Here is an 18,754-nt window from a genome sequence, read left to right on the forward strand (position 1 = left end):
GCCGCAGTGCAGCATCGAGGGGGTCACCCAAAGAGCTGGCGCGTCATGCCGTCGTACCAGGACCGTCCGAGCTTCGCCTCCCGCGCCCGGACCTCCGGCGGCGCATCGTCCGGGCTGAGGCCGTCCGAGCCCGGCACGGTGACGAGCCGATCCCATTCGGGCTGGTAGACCCCTGCGATGGAGAAACCGTAGTCCGGTGCGGCGAGGCTGTAGCAGACGTTGATCAGCCTCGGATCGGGCGGCGTGCGGCCCTCCAGAAGGTCCGTTACGCCGCGCGCGCAGACCTGGGCCTGGCTGTAGGCGGCGAAAGCCGATTTCGGCATGGCGCCGGCGATCGCCGCGTCGCCGATGACGTGGATGCCGGGTTGGAGGGTCGATTCGAACGTCACCGGATCGACTGGGCACCAGCGGCTGGCATTCGTCAGCCCGGCGGCGAGGCAGAGGGCCGGTGCGGTCTGCGGCGGGATCACGTTGATCACCGCCGGGCGGAACACCCCTGCTCCCGTCCGCAGGGTCCGGGCGGCGGCATCGACCGCCTCCACCGCTCCCCCCTGCGCGAGCGGCACCCATTCGAGATGGTCGGGATAGAGCGCCGTCCAGGCCGCCTGGAACAGCGGCTGCTTGGAAAAGCTGTCCTTGGCGTCGAGCACGATCACCTTGGAGCGGGGCTTACGCGTCTTCAGGAGATGCGCGATCAGACTCGCCCGCTCGTAGGGGCCCGGTGGGCAGCGATAGGGCAGAGCCGGCACCGTGAGGGCGACGAGACCGCCGTCGTCCATGGCCTCGATCTGGCGGGCCAGCAGCGCGGTCTGCGCCCCCGCCTTCCAGGCATGCGGGATCGTGGCGGCGGCGGCTTCGTCGTAGCCGGGGATCGCGTCGAAGCGCAGACCGATCCCGGTCGAGACCACCAGCCGGTCGTAGGCGAGGCTCCCGCCATCGGCGAGCCGCACCCGGCGCGCCGCCGGATCGATGGCCGTGACGGTGTCGTGGATCACCGTGACGCCGGCCCTTCGCACGCCGTCATAGCCGAAGGTGATGCTCGAGAGCGGCCTCAGCCCGGCGATCACCGCGTTGCTCGACGGGCAGGTGGCGTAAGCCGTCGCAGGCTCGATCAGCGTCACGGTGATGCCGCCTCGGGCGAGCGCGCGGGCGGCGGCCACGCCGCCGAACCCGCCGCCGACCACCACCACGCGCGGCGCCGCGCGGGCCAGTGCCGGCGCGGCCACCGTCGCGGCGGTGAGGCCCGCGAGGAGCCGGCGGCGCGTGGGGCCGGCGCTCATCGGCCCGCCGCCCCGGTCCGGCCGAGCGATTCGGCGATGGCGCGGGATTCGTCCGCGGAAAAACCCTTGGCGAGGCGCGGCATGACCGTGCCCTGACGCGTGCCGTCCCGATAGGCCGCGAGCGCCGCCTCGATCGCCTGCGGCGGCAACGCAGCGAGATCGGGCAGACCGCCACCCGGCCCATGGCAGGCAAGGCAGGAGGCGGCGCCGGGGGCGAGCGGATCGGCCGAGGCCGCCGGGACGAGCGGGGCGGCGGCCGCCATCGCCAGCGCGGCGCGGATCACGCTTCTCAACCGGCTCCCCCTTCGATTCCGAGCGATCACGATGTGCTCGCCCGTGCCGAGGCGGGACGCAAGGGGCGGTTCGCCGCGCTCGTCGGAGCACCGAGGCGAGGGGTGCGAACGAAATGCCCCGCCGGCCCGTGGACGCACGGATCGGCGGGGCTATTCATTGTTTCTTAACCCTATCGGTCTCACCTTGCGGTTATGCCGATCACGATTCCGTCGTTCGATCGGACACGGCCACGAAGCCGGGATTTCGGGTGACGCCGGATGTACGCGCACCCTGGATCCCGGCCTCCGTGGCCGTTCCCTTTTTCGAATCCGCTCAGAACGCGGCGGCCTGCTTGATGCGGTCGTCGGTGGCCGGGACCTTCCACTGAACGGCGCCGGGCAGGGCGTAGCCGCCCTGGCGGTGCACCGAGCCGGTGTCGGTGGCGAGACCCTGGGTCTCCAGGGTCAGCGCGCCGACCGTCTTGGCGTTGTCGATGCGGCCCGGCTCGCCTGCGAAGGCGGCGGTGGTCAGGAGGGTCAGCGCGAGGCCGGTGACGGTGCGCACGACGATCTGCTTGGACATGTCAGCCTCTTTTTCGGTTTTCGCGGCGGGCCCCCCGTCGCTTCGTGAGACCGAATGTGCTGATGTCGAGCCCATGAATCAAATGGGCTGATTTCATAATGCGCATCGATCACGTGCATCTTGCCCGTCTCGACCTCAACCTGCTCGTCGCCCTCGACGCGCTGCTCACCGAGCGGAGCGTGACGCGGGCGGCGGCGCGGATCGGCATCAGCCAGTCGGCGATGAGCCACGCGCTCGGGCGCCTGCGCACCACCTTCGCGGACGAGCTGCTGACGCGGGGGCCGGACGGGATGCGCCCGACGCCGCGGGCGCTGGCGCTGATCGAGCCGATGCGGGCGGCGCTGGCTCAGATCCAGCAGATCACCGCGCCCCCTGCCGCCTTCGATCCGGCGAGCGCCGACATCACCTTCACCCTCGGCATCCCGGATTCCACCGAGGTGCTGCTGATGCCGAACCTCATCGCGCATCTTCAGGAGCATGCGCCCGGGGTGAAGCTCCTGCTGCACACCGTCGATCGCCACCGCATCCTCGACGACCTCGACAGCGGGCGGGTCGATGTCGGCATCGGCGTGTTCGAACAGGGGCAGACGCACCACAAGCGGCGCATCCTCAACAAGGAGAGCTATCTCTGCCTGTTCAACGCCGACCTCGTCGGGCTCGAAGCCCCGATCTCGCTCGACGACTACCTGCGCTTCCCCCACCTGCTCACCAGTCTCGTCGAGAGCGCGCACGGCGTCGTGGACGATGCCCTGGCCAAGATCGGCCGTCGCCGCGTCATCGCGCTGACTTCGCCGCGCTTCTCGGTGATGCCGTTCGTGGTGCGCCAAGCCCCGGTCATCGCCACGATGCATTCGCGGCTCGCCCGCTTCTTCGCCGACAGCATGGGGCTGACCGTGAGCCCGGCCCCGGTCGATCTGCCCGACGTGTCAATCTCGATGATCTGGCACGCCTCCAACGACGACGTGCCGAGCCAGCGCTGGCTGCGCGAGACCATCGTGGCTCTGCGCCGGGCCGAGCGCCGGCCGCCCCCCCTGCGCGAGGGGAATGGCACGGTTCAGGCGCCGAGCTGACGCGCCAGATCCGCGAGGTCGCGCGCCGCGAAGGTGACCGCCACGGCGGGCCCCGTCTCGCCGCCCGCGGGGCCGTTCTCCGAAGGGCGCGCGACGTGGGCGGTGGAGAGCCCCTCCCCGGCCGCCGCGGCGAGGTCGTCCGAGTGGGCGGCGACCATCAGGGTTTCGTCCGCGCAAAAGCCCAGGGCGGCGACCGCGTCGCGGTAGAGGGCGGGTTTGGGCTTGTAGTCGCGGGAGAACTCGGCGCCGAGCACCGCGTCGAAGACGAGGCCGTTGCGGCGGGCGAGCGCGACGATCAGCCGGACATGCCCGTTCGAAAGCGGCGCCAACACGAACGCTTTCCGCAAGTCGGCCATCGCGGCCGGCACCTCGGGCCACGCATCGAGGCGGTGCCATGCGAGGACCAGTTCGCGCTTCACCGCGGTGCCGGCATCGGCACGGCCGAGATCCGCCAACAGGCCGTCCAGGCTCTCGGCCTGAAGCGTGTCGAGATCGACGAAGGGGCGCTTGCCCGAGCGCACCGCCTCCATCGACGGCTGGTAGCGCGCCCGCCACGCATCGGCGAAGGCGCCGCCGTCGAGGCCGGGGATCAGGCGCTCGGCCTCGCGGGCGACGCCCGAGCGCCAATCGACCAGCGTTCCGAACGTGTCGAAGACGAGCGCCCGGATCGCCACGGGCCTATACCGAGCGGCACCGAACAGGACCGACGGTCCTGTTCAGTGCGTCCGGCGGACGCCCGCCGCCCCGCCGTCGCGGGGGCCATCGGTGATGAGTCACAATCATCGCCGATCGAAATTACACGGCCCGCAAAGCCGGCCCGCGCCGGACGAACCCGACGATGTCCTTGACGGCGTCCAGCGTCGGCGCGGCGATGGCCTCGGCGCGCGCGGCACCGTCGGCCAGCACCGCATCGATATGGGCCGGGTCGGCCACGAGCCGCTTCATCTCGGCGTTGATCGGCGCCAGGGTCTCGACCGCGAGGTCCACCAGCGCCGGCTTGAAGCTCGAGAACTGCGCGCCGCCGAAATCCTTCAGCACGTCCTCGCGGGTGATGCCGCGGAGCGCGGCGAAGATGCCCACGAGATTGTCGGCCTCGGGCCGGCCCTTCAGGCCCTCGACCTCGGACGGCAGCGCCTCCGGGTCGGTCTTGGCCTTGCGCACCTTCTGGGCGATGGCGTCGGCGTCGTCGGTGAGCGCGATGCGCGAATATTCGGACGGGTCCGACTTCGACATCTTCTTCGTGCCGTCGCGCAACGACATGACGCGGGCGGCCGGGCCGCCGATCAGCGGCTCGGTGATCGGGAAGAACTGCTCGCCGTGGCCGTGCGCCTGAATCGAGCTCCCGAAATCGTTGTTGAACTTCTGGGCGATGTCGCGGGTCAGTTCGAGATGCTGCTTCTGGTCCTCGCCGACGGGGACATGCGTTGCCCGGTAGGCCAGGATGTCGGCGGCCATCAGCACCGGATAGTCGTAGAGGCCGATCGAGGCGTTCTCGCGGTCCTTGCCGGCCTTGTCCTTGAACTGCGTCATGCGGTTGAGCCAGCCCAGCCGGGCGACGCAGTTGAAGATCCAGGCCAGTTCCGCGTGCTGCGGCACCTGGGACTGGTTGAAGACGATGGAGCGCTTCGGATCGATGCCGGCGGCCAGGAACGCGGCGGTGACCTCGCGGATCTGTCCGCGCAAGGCCTGCGGGTCCTGCCAGAGGGTGATCGCGTGCAGATCGACCACGCAGTAGAGGCACTGCGCGTTCCGCTCCTGCATCTCGACGAAGCGCTTGATGGCGCCGAGATAATTGCCGAGGTGGAGGTTTCCGGTCGGCTGGACGCCGGAGAAGACGAGTTCGTTGAACGCGGCCATCGGCTCGGGTCCCAGGTGCAGGCCGGGCCGAGGCGATCTCGCATCCCGTTCGAAGGGGCGTTCTCTGGCCCGGCGCTGCCGCCGGGTCAAGGCGAGGGGGCGCGCGTTCCCCTCCCCTTGCGGGGAAGGGTTAGGGGTGGGGGGCGGGCAGAAGGCACCCTTACGGTTCCGCCTGAACCACCCCCACCTCCCTCTCCTCCCCGCAAGGGGGAGAAAAGTGCCCTTCCTTACAGGCTCGCCTCCTCGAACGCCCGCACCCACTCGGCGCAGATGCCGGAGCGGACGATGTCGTCGAGGGTGAATTCCACGATCGGAATGTTCATCATCCGGCTCTTTGCCAGATGGATCACGGTGCGAAGCCCCGAGGTCTCGCGCAGGTCGGTCTGCGAGACGTCACCGTTGATGATGACCTGGCAATCGTCGCCGATGCGGGTCAGGAACATCTTGATCTCGGCGGTGGTGGTGTTCTGGGCTTCGTCAAGGATCACAAGGCAGTTCTTGAAGGTGCGCCCGCGCATCACCTCGAAGGGGACCACCTCGATGTCGCCGGCCTTGACCGCGACGTCGAAGGCGCCGGGACCCATGCGCTCCTTCATGGTCTCGGTCAGCGGCGCGACCCAGGGGGCGATCTTCTCTTCCAGCGTACCGGGGAAGAAGCCGAGCGAGCGGCCGGAGGGAACGTTGGGGCGGGTGATGACGACCTTGGCGATCCGGCGCTGGCGGAGCTGGTCGGCGGCGCGGGTGCCGGCGATGAAGGTCTTGCCGGTGCCGGCGGGGCCCAGGACGATGACCTGGGGCGAGGTCGCGAGAGCGTCGAGGTATTGGCCCTGTTTGTCCGTCAGGGGTTGGATCGGGGCGGGATTGCGTTCCTCGTCGAACCGGGTCCGATGCATCCGGATCGGTCGGTCCTCAACCAGTTCAAGCCGTGCGCGTCGTCTCTTCATGGATCAACACTCCACCTGACTCGTGCGTGACTTCAGCAGCCTCGATGTCTCAACCGGCCTCGACTGTCCTAAAACCCCCTGAAGATTGTACAGCATCGCGGCCAGGGCCGCCCCTGCGATTGCAAGAGCAAAGCCAACCCTGCCGAGTCGGTTCCACGCCCGCGATGAATCGTTGTGGATGCGTCTTGGAGGTCACGCCGCTCCTCCCGCGAAGCTTTTCAGCCGCGGGCGACGATGGCGTGACGGGTGGGCGAAGAAGCGATGACGCGGCCCTTTTCGGACCGGAGCCGGCGGATCGGGACGATCCAGGCATCGTCATCGCGGGCGTCGCCCTCCTCGGGCGAGCGGCACGCCAGGGGCAAAGCCACTGGCCGGAGGCTTCATCCGGGCTGGAGGAAACTCTCGAGAACCATCTTCCGACCGGCCTTGTCGAAGTCAACGGTGAGCTTGTTGCCGTCGATGCCGGCGACCGTGCCGGGGCCGAACTTGGTGTGGAAGACCCGCGCCCCGTTGGTGAAGGCCGAGACGGTGGCGGTGGATTTGGCCACCAACTCACCTTCGATCTGCCGCGGGCCGCCGGAGCGCCCGCCGCCGCGATTCCCGCTTCCCAGATTTCCCGAAAAGTTGCCGGAGGTGTTGGCCTGCGCCCGTTGCCAGCCGGGCGTGGCGTAGGAGGAGCCGAACGGGGCCGGGTTGCGGTCGAACCGCGAGGCGCCGGCCGAGAAGTGGGCGGGCGCCTCGATCACGTCGACGGCCTGGGGCGGCAATTCGTCGATGAAGCGCGAGGGGATGGTCGAGGACCAGAGCCCGTGGATGCGCCGGTTGACCGCGAACGATAGCTTCGCGCGCTTGCGGGCCCGCGTCAGGCCGACATGGGCGAGCCGCCGCTCCTCCTCCAAGCCGGCGCGCCCGCTCTCGTCGATGGCACGCTGGTTGGGAAACAGGCCGTCCTCCCAGCCGGGCAGGAACACGGTGTCGAATTCCAGACCCTTGGCGGCGTGCAAAGTCATCAGCGAGACGCGATCTGCTCCCTCGGCCTCGGAGGCTTCCATTACCAGCGAGACGTGTTCGAGGAAGCCCGCCATGTCCGGGAATTCCTCCATGGAGCGGACGAATTCCTTGAGGTTTTCCAGCCGCCCGGCGGCGTCGGCCGAGCGGTCCTTCTGCCACATCTCGGTGTAGCCGGACTCTTCCAGGATGGTCTGCGCCACCTCCGGATGGGGCTTCGACTCGATCAGCCGGGCCCATCGCGAAAAGCTCTCGACGAGACCCCGCAGCATCGAGCGGGCGCGGGGCTTCAACTCGTCGGTCTCGATCAGCCGTCCCGCCGCCGCGAGCAGGGGAATCCGGTCGGCGCGGGCGAAAGCGTGGAGGGTCTGGAGCGTCGCGTCGCCGAGGCCCCGCTTCGGGGTGTTGAAGATGCGCTCGAAGGCGAGGTCGTCGGCCCCGTTCATGGTGACGCGCAGATAGGCCAGCGCGTCGCGAATCTCGGCCCGCTCGTAGAAGCGCGGGCCGCCGATCACCCGGTAGGGCAGGCCCACCTGCACGAAGCGGTCCTCGATCTCGCGCATCTGCGCCGAGATGCGCACCAGCACCGCGATCTCGGAAAGCGGGTGCTGCCTGCGCTGGAGCGACTCGATCGCCTCGGCGATCTGGCGTGCCTCTTCCTCCGAATCCCAGGCGCCGGAGACGGTGACGGGTTCGCCCGCCTCGTCCTCGGTGCGAAGCGTCTTGCCGAGCCGCCCCTCGTTCTTGGCGATCAGCCCGGAGGCGGCGGCCAGGATGTGGCCGGTCGAGCGGTAGTTGCGCTCCAAGCGGACCACGGTGGCGCCGGGAAAGTCGTGCTCGAAGCGCAGGATGTTGTCGACCTCGGCGCCGCGCCAGCCATAGATCGACTGGTCGTCGTCGCCGACGCAGGCGACGTTTTTTCGAAGTTGCGCGAGCAACCTCAGCCAGAGGTATTGCGCGACGTTGGTGTCCTGATACTCATCGACCAAAATGTATTTGAATCGATCTTGGTAGTTGCGGAGAATGTCCGGATTCTCGCGCCACAGCTTGAGGCAGAGCAACAAGAGGTCGCCGAAATCGACGGCGTTCAGCGTCGCGAGCCGGGCCTGATAGGCGGTGTAGAGCGCGCCGCCCTTGCCGAAGGCGAAGGCCTGCGCCTCGCCCGGCGGCACCTGCTCGGGCGAAAGGCCGCGGTTCTTCCACCCGTCGATGGTGTGGGCGAGCGCGCGAGCCGGCCAGCGCTTCTCGTCGATGTTCTGGTCGGCGATGACCTGCTTCATCAGCCGGATCTGGTCGTCGGTGCCCAGGATCGTGAAGTCGGATTTCAGCCCGACCAGCTCGGCATGGCGTCGCAGGATCTTGGTGCCGATGGCGTGGAAGGTGCCGAGCCACGGCATCCCCTCGCCGGCCGGCCCGATCAACGCACCGATGCGGTGCTTCATCTCGCGGGCGGCCTTGTTGGTGAAGGTCACCGACAGGATGTCGTAGGGCCGCGCCTTGCCCGTCGCGATCAGGTGGGCGATGCGGGTCGTCAGCACGCGGGTCTTGCCGGTGCCCGCGCCCGCCAGCACGAGAACGGGACCTTCGGTGGCCTCCACGGCGCGGCGCTGCTCCGGGTTGAGGCCCGACAGGTAGGACGCGCTCTCGGGCCGCAGGGCCGCCATCGCGCGGGCGGCGATCGAAGCGGGCGCGCTCGGCCCGGTGTCACGGTCTTCCATCATGCCCGCATCCCTGGACCAAAAGGCGAACGCCGTCGAGACCCGCCCCGGAACCGGCCCCCGCCCTCGGGCGTCACTCCCTCGAGACACCCCCCTCACCTCCTCAAAGGAACAGCGAGGCCATGAGCGCCCGGCACCTTTCGACAATCAGCGTTGCCGTTTTCACGTTGCTCGCCGGCTTCACGGCGGCCGAAGCCCAGGTCCTCGGACAGGGCGGCAACAGCGGCACCAGCCGCATGAACCAGAATTTCGAGGTTCAGAACCAGAACCGCAACTTCCAGCAGCGCCAGACGCTAGAGAACAGCGCGATCCGCAACCAGATCCAGCGCGCCCCGCTCAACCAGCCGCCGCCGAGCGGCCCCGGCTACATCCGGCGCTGAGGCACGACGCGCCCCTTGAAGGCGCCCCGATTGCGCGTTTCAGTGGCAGCGCCGCGGTACGGGCGGCGCTGCGAACGCTGCGGACCGGCATGAACAGGCGAACGAACGGGCAGGATGCTCAAGCAGGCGGCAGCGACGGGCCGCTGGCCGAACGCCTCGGCCCGCCCCCGCCGCTGTCGGACGGGCCCCGCGCGGAAGAGCGCTTCGCCGAGATCGCTGATGCCCTTCCGACCGCCTTGCGCGAGGGGCCAGCCCGCAGCCTGCTCCTGGCGCTCGCCGACCACTCGCCCTTCCTCTGGTCGCTCGCCGCCCGAGAGCCCGATCGGCTCGCGCGCCTGCTCGGCGAATCGCCCGAAGCGTCGGATGCACGCATCCTCGCCGACCAGCGCGCGGCCGGACGCACCGCCCCCGATCTCGATGCTCTCGGCAAGACGCTGCGCCGGAATCGGGCCGAGCACGCGCTTCTCGTGGCGCTCGCCGATATCGGCGGCGTCTGGCCGCTGGAGCGGGTGACGGCGGCGCTCTCCGATTTCGCCGACGCCTCCGTCTGCGCGGCCTTCGACGCGATGCTGCTTCAGGCCGCGGCTGCCGGCCGCTTCCTCCCGCCCGACCGTGAGAATCCGCAAGCCGGCTCCGGTCTCGTGGTGCTGGGGCTGGGCAAGCTCGGCGGGCGCGAGCTGAACTATTCGAGCGACATCGACCTGATCGTCTTCTTCGATCCCGAGGCCGCCCCCCTCAAGGAGGGCCTGGAGCCGACGCCGTTCTTCACCCGCCTCGCTCAAGGGGCGGCAAAGCTGCTGCAGGAGCGCACCCGCGACGGCTATGTCCACCGGGTCGATTACCGCCTGCGGCCCGATCCCGGCTCGACGCCCACCGCGCTCAGCCTCGCCTCGGCCTACGTCTATTACGAGACGACCGGGCAGAACTGGGAGCGCGCCGCCTTCATCAAGGCCCGGCCCATCGCCGGAGACATCCCGGCCGGGGAGCGATTCCTGGCCGAGCTCACGCCCTTCGTCTGGCGCAAGTATTTCGATTTCGCGGCCATCGCCGACGTCCACGCGATGAAGCGCCAGATCCACGCCGTGCGCGGCCACGAGGCGCTCGCCGTCGCCGGCCACGACATCAAGCTCGGCCGCGGCGGCATCCGCGAGATCGAGTTCTTCGTCCAAACCCAGCAACTCGTCTTCGGCGGACGCCGCCCCACCCTGCGCGGGCGCTCGACCGTGCCGATGCTGGGTCGCCTCCACGAGGACGGCTGGATCTCTGGGCAAGCCCGCGACGAGCTGGCGCAAGCTTACGCTTTCCTGCGCACCATCGAGCACCGCCTGCAGATGGTGCGCGACGAGCAGACCCAGCGCCTGCCGACCGATGGGGCCGAGCTCGACGCCTTCGCCCGTTTCGCCGGTTTTTCCGACCGGCCGGCCTTCGAGGCGGCCCTGCTCCACCACGCCCGGCGGGTGCAGGCGCATTATGCCCTGCTGTTCGAGGCCGGCCCCGATCTCTCCTCGGAGGTCGGCGATCTCGTCTTCAGCGGCGCCGCCGACGATCCGGCGACGCTGGCGACCCTGCGCAGCCTCGGCTTCCGCGAGCCGGAGACCGTGGCCGAGACCGTGCGCGGCTGGCATTTCGGCCGCCGCGCCGCCGTGCGCTCGCCGCGCGCCCGCGAGGTGCTGACCGAACTCGTGCCCGCGCTCCTCAAGGCGCTCGCCGGCACGCCCGACCCGGACGCGGCTTTGGCCAACCTCGATCGCGCCTTCGGCCGGATGCCGGCGGCGGTCGAACTGCTCACCATCCTGCGCGAGCACGAGCGCCTGCGCCTGCTCTTCGCCGACCTGCTGGGGAGCGCGCCGCGGCTCGCCGGCACCGTCGCCTTCAGCCCGCACGTGCTCGACGCGGTGATCGACCCGGATTTCGGCGATCCGGTCATCGATCCCGCGGGGATCGCCGCCCATTACCGCGCCTCGCTCGGCCAGCCTGCCGAGCACGAAATCTTTCTGGACCGCAGCCGCGATGCGGCCCGCCAACTGCGTTTCGTCGCGGGCGCGCGGCTCCTGTCCGGCATCCTCACGCCCAAGGGCGCAGGCGAAGCCTTTTCCGCCATCGCCGACGCAGCGGTGACGACCGCGCTCGAGGCCGTCAGCCAAAAATTCTTTGCCGAACACGGGGCGGTGCCGGGGGGACGCCTCGTCGTCATCGGCTTCGGCCGCCTCGGCAGCCGCCAGCTCACGGCGGAATCCGATCTCGACCTCGTCGTGCTCTACGATTTCGACCCGGAGGACCGCACCAGCGCCGGCCCGAAGCGGCTCGACGCGGCGGTGGCCTATAACCGGCTGACCCAGCGCCTCGTCGCCGCGCTCACGGCGCCGACCCGGCGGGGCCTGCTCTACGAGGTGGACTTGCGCCTGCGCCCCGGCGGCGGCCAGGGCGCGACCGCGACGCAGTTCCGCAGCTTCCGAAGCTACCAGAGCGAGGAAGCCGAGTTGTGGGAGCACATGGCGCTGACCCGCGCGCGCGTCATCGCGGGCGATGCGAGCCTCGCGGAGGAGGTCTCGGGCGTGATCGAAGTGGCCCTGCGCCGACCCCGCGAGGCCAAGGCCGTCTACGCCGCCGTGCGCGACATGCGCGCCACCGTCGAGCGCGAGAAGGGCGATCACGGCCCCCTCGACCTCAAGCTCGCCCCCGGCGGCCTGCTCGATCTCGATTTCCTGGGTCAGGCCCTCGTGCTGGCCCATGCCCACGAGCATCCCGATCTCGTCGGCCTCGACGCCCCGGCCCTGTTCGCCCGCGCGGCGGAAGTCCGCCTCCTCGACGGCGACGAGGCGGAGCGGCTGGCGCAAGCCTACCGCCTCCTCGACGACGTGCATCAGTGGCAGCGCCTGATGGTCGAGGGCGACCCGACCGAGGCCTCGGCCGTCGCGATGGCGCGCCTCGCCCGCGCGGCCAACCTCCCCGACGCCAAGGCGCTCGCCGCGCAGCTGGAGGCCGAGCGCCGCGCGGTGCGGGCGATCTTCGACCGGCGGCTCGGTCAGGCGGGGTAAAGGATGTCGCCTTGCCGGCACCCCACCCCACCTCCTAATCTCCCCCGATGAGCGTCGTCGCGATCGATTTCGAGACCGCCAACGAGCGGCGCGACAGCGCCTGCGCGGTCGGGCTCGCCTGGATCGAGGGGGGCCGCGTCGTACGGCGGGAATCGCGGCTGATCCGACCGCCGCAGATGCGGTTCTCGCCGGGCAACATCCGCATCCACGGCATCCTGCCCGCCGACGTGCGCGAGGCCCCGACCTTTCCCGAGGCGATGGCGCCGTTCCTGCCCGATCTCGCGAAGGGCATCGTGCTCGCCCACAATGCCGGCTTCGACATGGGCGTGCTCGCCGCCTCGCTCGGGGCCTACGGCGAGTCGGTTCCCCAGCTCACCGGTCACTGCACCCTCCAGATCGCCCGTCGCATCTTCCCCGATCCGGCGGGCTGCGGGCTGTCGAAGGTGGCGGGGCGCCTCGGCATCCGCTTCGAGCACCACGATGCGGGCGAGGACGCCTATGCCTGCGCCGAGATCGCGCTCGCCGCCGTGCGCGAGACCGGCGCCCGCGACGTGCCCGATCTCGTCCGCGGCCTCGGGCTGACGCCGATCCGCGCGGTCGACGCCCCGCGCCGCGACCTCGTGCGCTCCACCTCGGCCCGCGCGCTCCGCGTGGCGGGCGTCGCCGCGGCCCCGGTGGAACTGCGCTTCTCCCTGCGCGGCAGCACCGGCAACCGCTACGTCGTCGTGCTGGAGGAAAATACCGGCGGGCCGTATCTGCGCTGCTCCTGCCCGGCCGGCACCCACCGCCGCCGCTGCCGCCACGTCGATGCGCTGGTGGACGGCGACATCACCGACCTGATCTCCAACAATCCCGACGACGTGGAACGCCTGCGCCTGCGCATCGGCGAGGCCACGGTGGGACCGGTGCGGGTCAAGGGCGCGGCGGCGGCGTGATATCGAGGGGCGCGGGCGCCTCCGATGAGGGCGCCGGCTCCGCCTCCTGGCGGGCGCGTCGGGCCGCCTCGTCCGCCTCGCGCTGGCGCTTGGCGGCTTCCTTTGCCGCCTCCCGTGCAGCCTCCTCGGCGGCCTGCTGCGCCTTGATCCGGGCCTGGCGCGCGGCCTCCTCCACGGCGGCGCGGGCGCGGTCCATCTCGATGCGGGCGCGGCGCCGCTGGCGCTCGGCCTGATCGGCGTCGAACAGTTCGATCTTCTCGAGTTCCCGCTGCAGCACCAGGGCGGCGAGCCCGGTCGTCAGCGGCGCGGCGTCGACCCGGCGCTCGGGCGAGGCCAGCGAGCCGGAAAAGCCCAACTGCACGGCGGGCGGCGCGCCGGACCAGCCCTTCGGCGCGGTCGTACTCGTCAGCGTCCCGCGGGCGTCGAGGCTCCCCTGCCGCAGATCGACCGCGACCGTGCCGGTCCAGCGGCCGGGGCCGAGATCGAGGGTGAACGGGGCGGAGCGGAGCACGCCGCCGACCAGCGTCACGGCGGCGCTCACGGGCCCCTTCGCGACGAGGGGACCGGCGGCGAATTCTTCCGAGACCAGGGCCTGGGGCCGCCCGTCGCGCAGGGGGTCGTCCTCGGCGAGCGCGCGGACGAGCGCCCGGTCGAGGGCGGCGGGATCGGCCTCGGGCAGGCGGATGTCCGATAGGCGGACGTCGCCGTTGCCCGAGAGGTCGTCGGCGAGCGCGGCCGGGCTCGGCCCCGAGGCGCTGAAGCGCAAGGCCCCCGAAACGGTCGCGGCGAGGCGCCCGCCATTGAGGAGACGCGGCAGGCTCACGTCCTGAAGCCGTGCCTCGCCCGCGACGGCAGCCCCCCCGGCCGGTCGCGACAGCGTCAGGCTGGCGCCGATCCGCCCCCCGCCGAGGCCGGCCGTCAGGTCGGCGATCCTGAGGGCGTCGCCCTCGCGCTGGAGCCGGAAGGTCGCGGCCTCGGCGGTGAAGCCGCGGCCGAGATCGAGCCGGCCGACCCGGAGGTCGAGGCTCCCCAGCGGCAGGCTCGGCGCCGGGGCGAAGCGGGTGCCGTGGGCCTCCGTCGGCAGGATCAGCGCCGCGCTCAGCGCCGGAAGCCCGAGCTGCCCGAGGGAGGCGGTGCCGGACCACGCGCCGTCGAGGCCGCGATCCAGGCTCGCGGTGAGATCGGTGCCGCCGGCTTTTCCCGACAGGTCGAGATGCGGAGCCTCGCCGCGTCGCGACAGGGCGAGCGTCAGCGCGGCCGGCAACGGGGTGGGGACGGCTGTGCCGGCGAGCGCCAGGGCGGGGCCGAGATCGGCGCCCGCGATGCCGATCTCGCCGCCGAGCGGTGGCCGGTCGGCGGCGTCGAGCAGGATCGGCTTGCGCGTGGCGAGCGTCAGGCCGGGAAAGCTGCCCTCCGCCGTGACGGCGAGGGGCGGAACGCCGCGCCCGGCCGTCGCCGCCTCGGACGTGCGCGTACCGGTCAGGCGCAGGCGGGCGGGTTGGCGGAATGCGGCGAGGTCGTCGCGGCCGAACCACAGGCCGGCGCGGGCCACGTCGAGGGTCGCCGCGAGGTCGTCGATCCGGCCGGCGCGGGTGAGCGCCGAGAGATCGACTTCGCCGCCGCCCGCCTTGCCGCTTGCATGCGCCCGCAGCGCGTCGGCCTCGCCGGCTTCGCGCTCCAGAGTGACGGCGAGGTCGAGACCGGCTTCGCGGAAAGCGCGCGGCACCAGCCGCGCCTCCGCGAGGTAGCCGCGCTCCAGCAGCGCCAGCAGCGGGGCGGCCTTCGGCGCCGAGACCCGGCCCTCGATCCGGCCCGATCCGTCCGGGGCGATCCGCCCGGCGAGGCGGGCGCTGGCGCCGGCGAGGTTCTCGATGTCGAGGCTGTCGACGACGAGGCTCGCCCCGTCCGATTGGAGCCGCACCGTGATGGCGCCGCCTCCGGTCGAGCCGCCGTAGCGTACGTCGCGGGCGCTCAAGGTCAGGCCGAGATCGTGCCGGTCGAGCCCCTCCATCAGGCGGCCGGTAGGGGGCAGTTCGGCGATGTCGATGCCGTTGGCCGCAATCTGCGCCTCCAGCCGCCCGCGGTGCCCCGATTGCGGACGGGTATAGGCGGCGTTGCCGGTGACCCGCAGGGACCCCAACGTGAGGCGCAGGTTGCGCAGGGACAGGTCGGCGGCGGTGGAGGACACGTCCGCGCCGAGATCGAGCGCACGGCCGTCGAGGAGCGCGGCCACCGCCTCCTCGGCGCCCAGGCGTCCGAGATAGCGCCCGAGCCCTTCGGAATTGCGCGCCGCGACCTCGATATGCCCGTTGAAGCGGGCGGCGGCCGAGAGATCGATCTCGCCGGTCGCCGCGACGGTGGACGCGCCTGGGGCCTGCCCGGAGAACCGGCGCAGGACCAGCCCGCCGGAGCGGTCGAAGGTGCCGCGGAAGGCCACGTCCGACCAGTCGTCGAGGCCGAGCGCCACGCTCTCGGCCTTGAGGTCGAGGTCGAGCAGCATCGGCAGCGAGGGGGCGAGGCCGGCGGCGCCCCGCGACATCAGCGCCCGCCCGCCCGGCGTCAGCAGCAGGCCGTCGAGGTCGAGGCGGCGGGTGCGCAGCTCCAGCCCGGCGCGGGGCGCCCGCAGGTCGATCCGGCCGGTGCCCGACAGGCGCACCGCCTTTCCGCCGGGATCGAGTTCGAGTTCGACGCTTTTGGCATTCACGGTCGTGCCGCGCGCCTCGAACTTGGCCGCGAGCGTCAGCGGCAGGGAATCGCCCGCCGGCTGGACCGGCGGGCCGACGGTGAGCTTGGCCGATCCCTCCGCCTCGGGCACCAGCCCGCGGCGGGATTCGACGGATTCCGGTTTGAACGCGAGCCGGGCATCGGCCTCCAGCCGGGGCAGCGCATCGCCGCCGCCGGTCAGCTTGAGGGCGAGCGCGCCGTCGGCGCTCATCGTGCCGGTGGCGAGGTGGAACGGGCTCCCGGCCACCATTCCCTCCGCGAGCCAGGGCCCGGCCAGCGCAGGGGCCTTCAGCCGCACGTCGTCGGCCGAAAACAGCTCGTTCGGCGCGGCGCCGTCATGGACGGTCGCCACGGAGAGGCGGCGCACGCTCAGCGCCTCGATCACCACGTCCCGGCGCGGGCCCTCGCCCGAGCGCGGCAGCAGCAGCGCGTCCTGCGCCACCGGAACGGTCACGCGGGCGCGCTCGATCACGGTGCCGGTGAAGCGCACCTCGCCTTTCAGCAGCGGCGCGAGGGCGATCTCGGCATCGACCGTATGGGCGTCGAGCGCCGGCCCGTCCTCCGCGCCGAGGATCAACCGGTCGAGGCGCAGGTGCGGCGAGGGCAGGAGCCGCAGATCGACCGCGCCCTCGCTGCGGGCCGGGGTGCCGAGGGATTGGGTGATCGCCCGGTCGATCAGCGCGCGCTGGCCCGACCAGTCGATGAAGGGCGGGACAGTGAGCGCCGCCACGAGGATCAGCACGACGGCGCCTGCGAGCGCGGTCAGGAGGTCACGCACCGAATTCGCTTTCGCCTCGCGGGGCACCGGCGCACCCCTTCGGGACGCACCGCCGCCGCGCGACGGGACAACCCCTCCGGCGGCCATAGCACAGGCGGCGCCGGGATCGAATCTTGAGCGTGACGGTCTTGAACTTGAAGGTCCCGGGCGGCCTGGTCGCACCGGCTCAAAGGGCGGCCTCCGGCTCGGTTGCCGCATGGTGGCGCACGTTCCGCTTGATGACCTGCGGCGGCTGGCCGAACGCCCGGAGAAAGGCCCGCCGCATCCGCTCCCGGTCGGCGAAGCCCGTCTCCCGCGCCACGGTGTCCAGCGAATGCCGCCCGTCCTCCAGCATTGTCCGGGCGGCGTCGAGGCGCAGGTTCTCGACCGCCTTCGCCGGCGACTGGCCGGTCTCCTCCCGGAAGATGCGGCTGAACTGGCGCGGGCTGAGCCGGGCGGCCTCGGCCAGCTCCTCGACGGAGAGTTCGTTGCGCAGGTTGTGCCGCGCATAGGCCAGAACCTTCTGGACCCGGTCGGACCGCGGCTGAAGCTCCAGCAGGGCGGAGAACTGAGACTGGCCGCCCGTCCTGCGGTGATAGACGACGAGCTTCCGGGCGATGCCCTTCGCCGTCTCGGGGCCGAGATCGTCCTCGACCAAGGCCAGCGTCAGGTCGATCCCGGCGGTCATGCCGGCCGAGGTCCAGACGTTGCCGTCGCAGACGAAGATGCGGTCGTCATCGACCTTGATCGATGGGTAGAGCCGCTGCAGCTCCCGCGCATGGGCCCAGTGGGTCGCCGCCCTCCTTCCGTCGAGCAGGCCCGCCTCGGCCAGCAGGAACGCCCCGGTGCAGGTCGCGGCGACGCGGCGCGCGCTGGCGCCCGTCTCGCGCAACCGCTCGATCAGGCCGGGGGGCGAGGCCTCCACCGTGATCGACCCCACCACCAGGACCGTGTCGAAGCGCCGGCCCGAAAAGGGCTCGGTCTCGATGACCATCCCGATGGAGCTTCGGATCGGGCCGCCCCCCTCGGACAGGAACGTCACGTCGTAGAAGTCCCGGCCGAGTTCCAGATTGGCGAACTCGAACGCCGTCAGGGGGGCGAGGTTCATCACCTGAAAGCCGGGAAACAGGACGACACCGATCGACGGCATGGCGGCCCCGCGAGAGGAATGTCCGAAAAGGTCGGATATTCGACATATGGGACATGACGGGACGCGTCTAGGTTCGATCACGACAGGCGTGGGCATCACCTCGCGCCGGATTCCTTGCCCAGGACCCTCCCCCGATGACCGCCCCCATGACCGCCCCCATGACCGCTCCCAGCATCACCCCCCTCGGCCCGGAAGCCCGGGATTACACCCGCCGCTGGCTCGGCTCCGGCGAGATCGCCGCCACGACCCTGCCGGACGGGACCCGCATCCGCTACGTCCGGGCGGGAAGCGGGCCGAACCTCGTCCTGATCCATACGGTTCGCACGCAGCTCGACCTGTTCCAGCGCGTGATCCCGCTGCTGGCACCGCACTTCACGGTCTACGCCCTCGATCTCCCCGGCTTCGGCTGGTCGGACCTGAAGCCGGGCGCCCCGAAGGACGAGCCCACCCTGCGGGCCGCCCTGAGGGCGTTCATCGCCACCCTCGGCATCGAGCGACCGATCCTCGCGGGCGAATCGATCGGGGCGACGCTGTCGCTCTCGCTCGCCGCCGAACTGGGCGAGGGGGTGGAGCGGGTCTTCGCCTTCAACACCTACGACTACCTGCCGGGCCTGGAGCGGTCGAACCTGCTCGCCTCCCTCATCATCAAGAGCGTGCGGGCACCCGTGATCGGCCCGGTCTTCGCGGCCCTGGAGAACCGGGCCATCACCGGCGGCATCATGAGCGGGGGTTTTCACGATCCGCGCAGCCTGCCCGCCGACTTGCTCGACTAGTACGCCCGGGTCGGTGGTCGTGCCGGCTACGCCAAGGCGGCGCGGACGCTGCTCAAGGCGCTCCCGAGCTTCGTCGCCGCCCGGGCCCGCTATCGCCGGATCACCGCGCCGGTCACGCTCGTCTGGGGCGACAAGGATTGGGCCGACCTGCGGGACCGCGCGGGTGTCGAGGCCGCCCTCCCGTCACCGGAGGTCATGACCCTGGATCGCACCGGCCATTTCAGCGCCCTGGAGCGTCCCCAGGCCTGGGCCGACATCATCCTCG

At 71.3% G+C, this 18,754-nt stretch carries 14 protein-coding genes; 5 read left to right on the forward strand and 9 right to left on the reverse strand.

The window, feature by feature from the left end; translation table 11 throughout:
• Positions 1–23: 23 nt before the first annotated feature.
• From BM140_RS12975 to BM140_RS12985, 3 genes are all read right to left on the reverse strand, one after another.
• Positions 24–1,280, reverse strand: coding sequence for an NAD(P)/FAD-dependent oxidoreductase (locus BM140_RS12975; RefSeq protein WP_091946651.1), 1,257 nt, complete (start codon positions 1,278–1,280; stop codon positions 24–26).
• Positions 1,277–1,573 carry a c-type cytochrome gene (locus tag BM140_RS12980; protein WP_425287061.1) on the reverse strand — a complete coding sequence of 99 codons (297 nt, stop codon included), beginning with the start codon at positions 1,571–1,573 and terminating at the stop codon, positions 1,277–1,279. Before BM140_RS12980 ends, BM140_RS12975 begins: the two co-directional genes overlap by 4 nt.
• A gap of 313 nt (positions 1,574–1,886) precedes the next feature.
• A complete protein-coding gene (locus tag BM140_RS12985; RefSeq protein WP_091946654.1) occupies positions 1,887–2,135 on the reverse strand; it encodes a hypothetical protein in 249 nt (82 codons plus the stop codon).
• 98 nt (positions 2,136–2,233) lie between these two features.
• On the opposite strand from BM140_RS12985, the gene BM140_RS12990 reads away from it, so the two are divergent.
• Positions 2,234–3,205 carry a LysR family transcriptional regulator gene (locus BM140_RS12990; protein WP_091946656.1) on the forward strand — a complete coding sequence of 324 codons (972 nt, stop codon included), beginning with the start codon at positions 2,234–2,236 and terminating at the stop codon, positions 3,203–3,205.
• On the opposite strand, the gene BM140_RS12995 is transcribed toward BM140_RS12990, so the two are convergent.
• The 4 genes from BM140_RS12995 to BM140_RS13010 form a co-directional block, all read right to left on the reverse strand.
• Positions 3,190–3,879, reverse strand: a complete 690-nt coding sequence (locus tag BM140_RS12995) for a haloacid dehalogenase type II (protein WP_091946659.1) — start codon at positions 3,877–3,879, stop codon at positions 3,190–3,192. The genes BM140_RS12990 and BM140_RS12995 overlap by 16 nt on opposite strands.
• A gap of 121 nt (positions 3,880–4,000) precedes the next feature.
• On the reverse strand, positions 4,001–5,062 hold the full coding sequence (trpS, locus tag BM140_RS13000; protein ID WP_091946662.1) for a tryptophan--tRNA ligase: 1,062 nt from the start codon (positions 5,060–5,062) through the stop codon (positions 4,001–4,003).
• Between the two features lie 227 nt (positions 5,063–5,289).
• Positions 5,290–6,006: a PhoH family protein gene (locus tag BM140_RS13005; protein WP_091946665.1), complete on the reverse strand. Its 717-nt coding sequence runs from the start codon at positions 6,004–6,006 to the stop codon at positions 5,290–5,292.
• Positions 6,007–6,386: 380 nt separating this feature from the next.
• Entirely contained in the window at positions 6,387–8,735 is a 2,349-nt protein-coding gene (locus BM140_RS13010) for an ATP-dependent helicase (protein ID WP_244535417.1), read from the reverse strand.
• 119 nt (positions 8,736–8,854) lie between these two features.
• On the opposite strand from BM140_RS13010, the gene BM140_RS13015 reads away from it, so the two are divergent.
• The 3 genes from BM140_RS13015 to BM140_RS13025 all read left to right on the forward strand — a co-directional run bounded on the left by BM140_RS13015 (position 8,855) and on the right by BM140_RS13025 (position 13,085).
• Positions 8,855–9,112, forward strand: coding sequence for a hypothetical protein (locus BM140_RS13015; RefSeq protein WP_091946668.1), 258 nt, complete (start codon positions 8,855–8,857; stop codon positions 9,110–9,112).
• Between the two features lie 89 nt (positions 9,113–9,201).
• A complete protein-coding gene (locus BM140_RS13020) occupies positions 9,202–12,150 on the forward strand; it encodes a bifunctional [glutamine synthetase] adenylyltransferase/[glutamine synthetase]-adenylyl-L-tyrosine phosphorylase (RefSeq protein ID WP_091946671.1) in 2,949 nt (982 codons plus the stop codon).
• A 47-nt stretch (positions 12,151–12,197) separates the two neighbouring features.
• Positions 12,198–13,085, forward strand: coding sequence for a 3'-5' exonuclease (locus BM140_RS13025; protein ID WP_091946674.1), 888 nt, complete (start codon positions 12,198–12,200; stop codon positions 13,083–13,085).
• Here BM140_RS13025 and BM140_RS13030 read toward each other — a convergent pair.
• Complete coding sequence (locus BM140_RS13030; RefSeq protein WP_091947130.1) at positions 13,063–16,587, reverse strand: AsmA family protein; 3,525 nt, start codon at positions 16,585–16,587, stop codon at positions 13,063–13,065. The genes BM140_RS13025 and BM140_RS13030 overlap by 23 nt on opposite strands.
• A gap of 166 nt (positions 16,588–16,753) precedes the next feature.
• Positions 16,754–17,716 (reverse strand): GlxA family transcriptional regulator, encoded by a 963-nt coding sequence (locus tag BM140_RS13035; protein WP_091946677.1) that lies wholly within the window; start codon positions 17,714–17,716, stop codon positions 16,754–16,756.
• Positions 17,717–17,874: 158 nt separating this feature from the next.
• Here BM140_RS13035 and BM140_RS13040 point away from each other — a divergent pair, with 158 nt between their 5' ends.
• A complete protein-coding gene (locus BM140_RS13040) occupies positions 17,875–18,489 on the forward strand; it encodes an alpha/beta fold hydrolase (RefSeq protein WP_207549457.1) in 615 nt (204 codons plus the stop codon).
• The last annotated feature ends 265 nt before the right edge of the window (positions 18,490–18,754 follow it).

Source organism: Methylorubrum salsuginis, assembly GCF_900114375.1.
Lineage (GTDB): Bacteria > Pseudomonadota > Alphaproteobacteria > Rhizobiales > Beijerinckiaceae > Methylobacterium > Methylobacterium salsuginis.

Coding starts and splice junctions, on each gene's coding strand:
- BM140_RS12975 (WP_091946651.1), bottom strand. CDS start 1,280: ATGAGCGCCGGCCCCACGCGCCGCCGGCTCCTCGCGGGCCTCACCGCC.
- BM140_RS12985 (WP_091946654.1), bottom strand. CDS start 2,135: ATGTCCAAGCAGATCGTCGTGCGCACCGTCACCGGCCTCGCGCTGACC.
- BM140_RS12990 (WP_091946656.1), top strand. CDS start 2,234: ATGCGCATCGATCACGTGCATCTTGCCCGTCTCGACCTCAACCTGCTC.
- trpS (WP_091946662.1), bottom strand. CDS start 5,062: ATGGCCGCGTTCAACGAACTCGTCTTCTCCGGCGTCCAGCCGACCGGA.
- BM140_RS13005 (WP_091946665.1), bottom strand. CDS start 6,006: ATGAAGAGACGACGCGCACGGCTTGAACTGGTTGAGGACCGACCGATC.
- BM140_RS13010 (WP_244535417.1), bottom strand. CDS start 8,735: ATGATGGAAGACCGTGACACCGGGCCGAGCGCGCCCGCTTCGATCGCC.
- BM140_RS13015 (WP_091946668.1), top strand. CDS start 8,855: ATGAGCGCCCGGCACCTTTCGACAATCAGCGTTGCCGTTTTCACGTTG.
- BM140_RS13020 (WP_091946671.1), top strand. CDS start 9,202: ATGAACAGGCGAACGAACGGGCAGGATGCTCAAGCAGGCGGCAGCGAC.
- BM140_RS13025 (WP_091946674.1), top strand. CDS start 12,198: ATGAGCGTCGTCGCGATCGATTTCGAGACCGCCAACGAGCGGCGCGAC.
- BM140_RS13035 (WP_091946677.1), bottom strand. CDS start 17,716: ATGCCGTCGATCGGTGTCGTCCTGTTTCCCGGCTTTCAGGTGATGAAC.
- BM140_RS13040 (WP_207549457.1), top strand. CDS start 17,875: ATGACCGCTCCCAGCATCACCCCCCTCGGCCCGGAAGCCCGGGATTAC.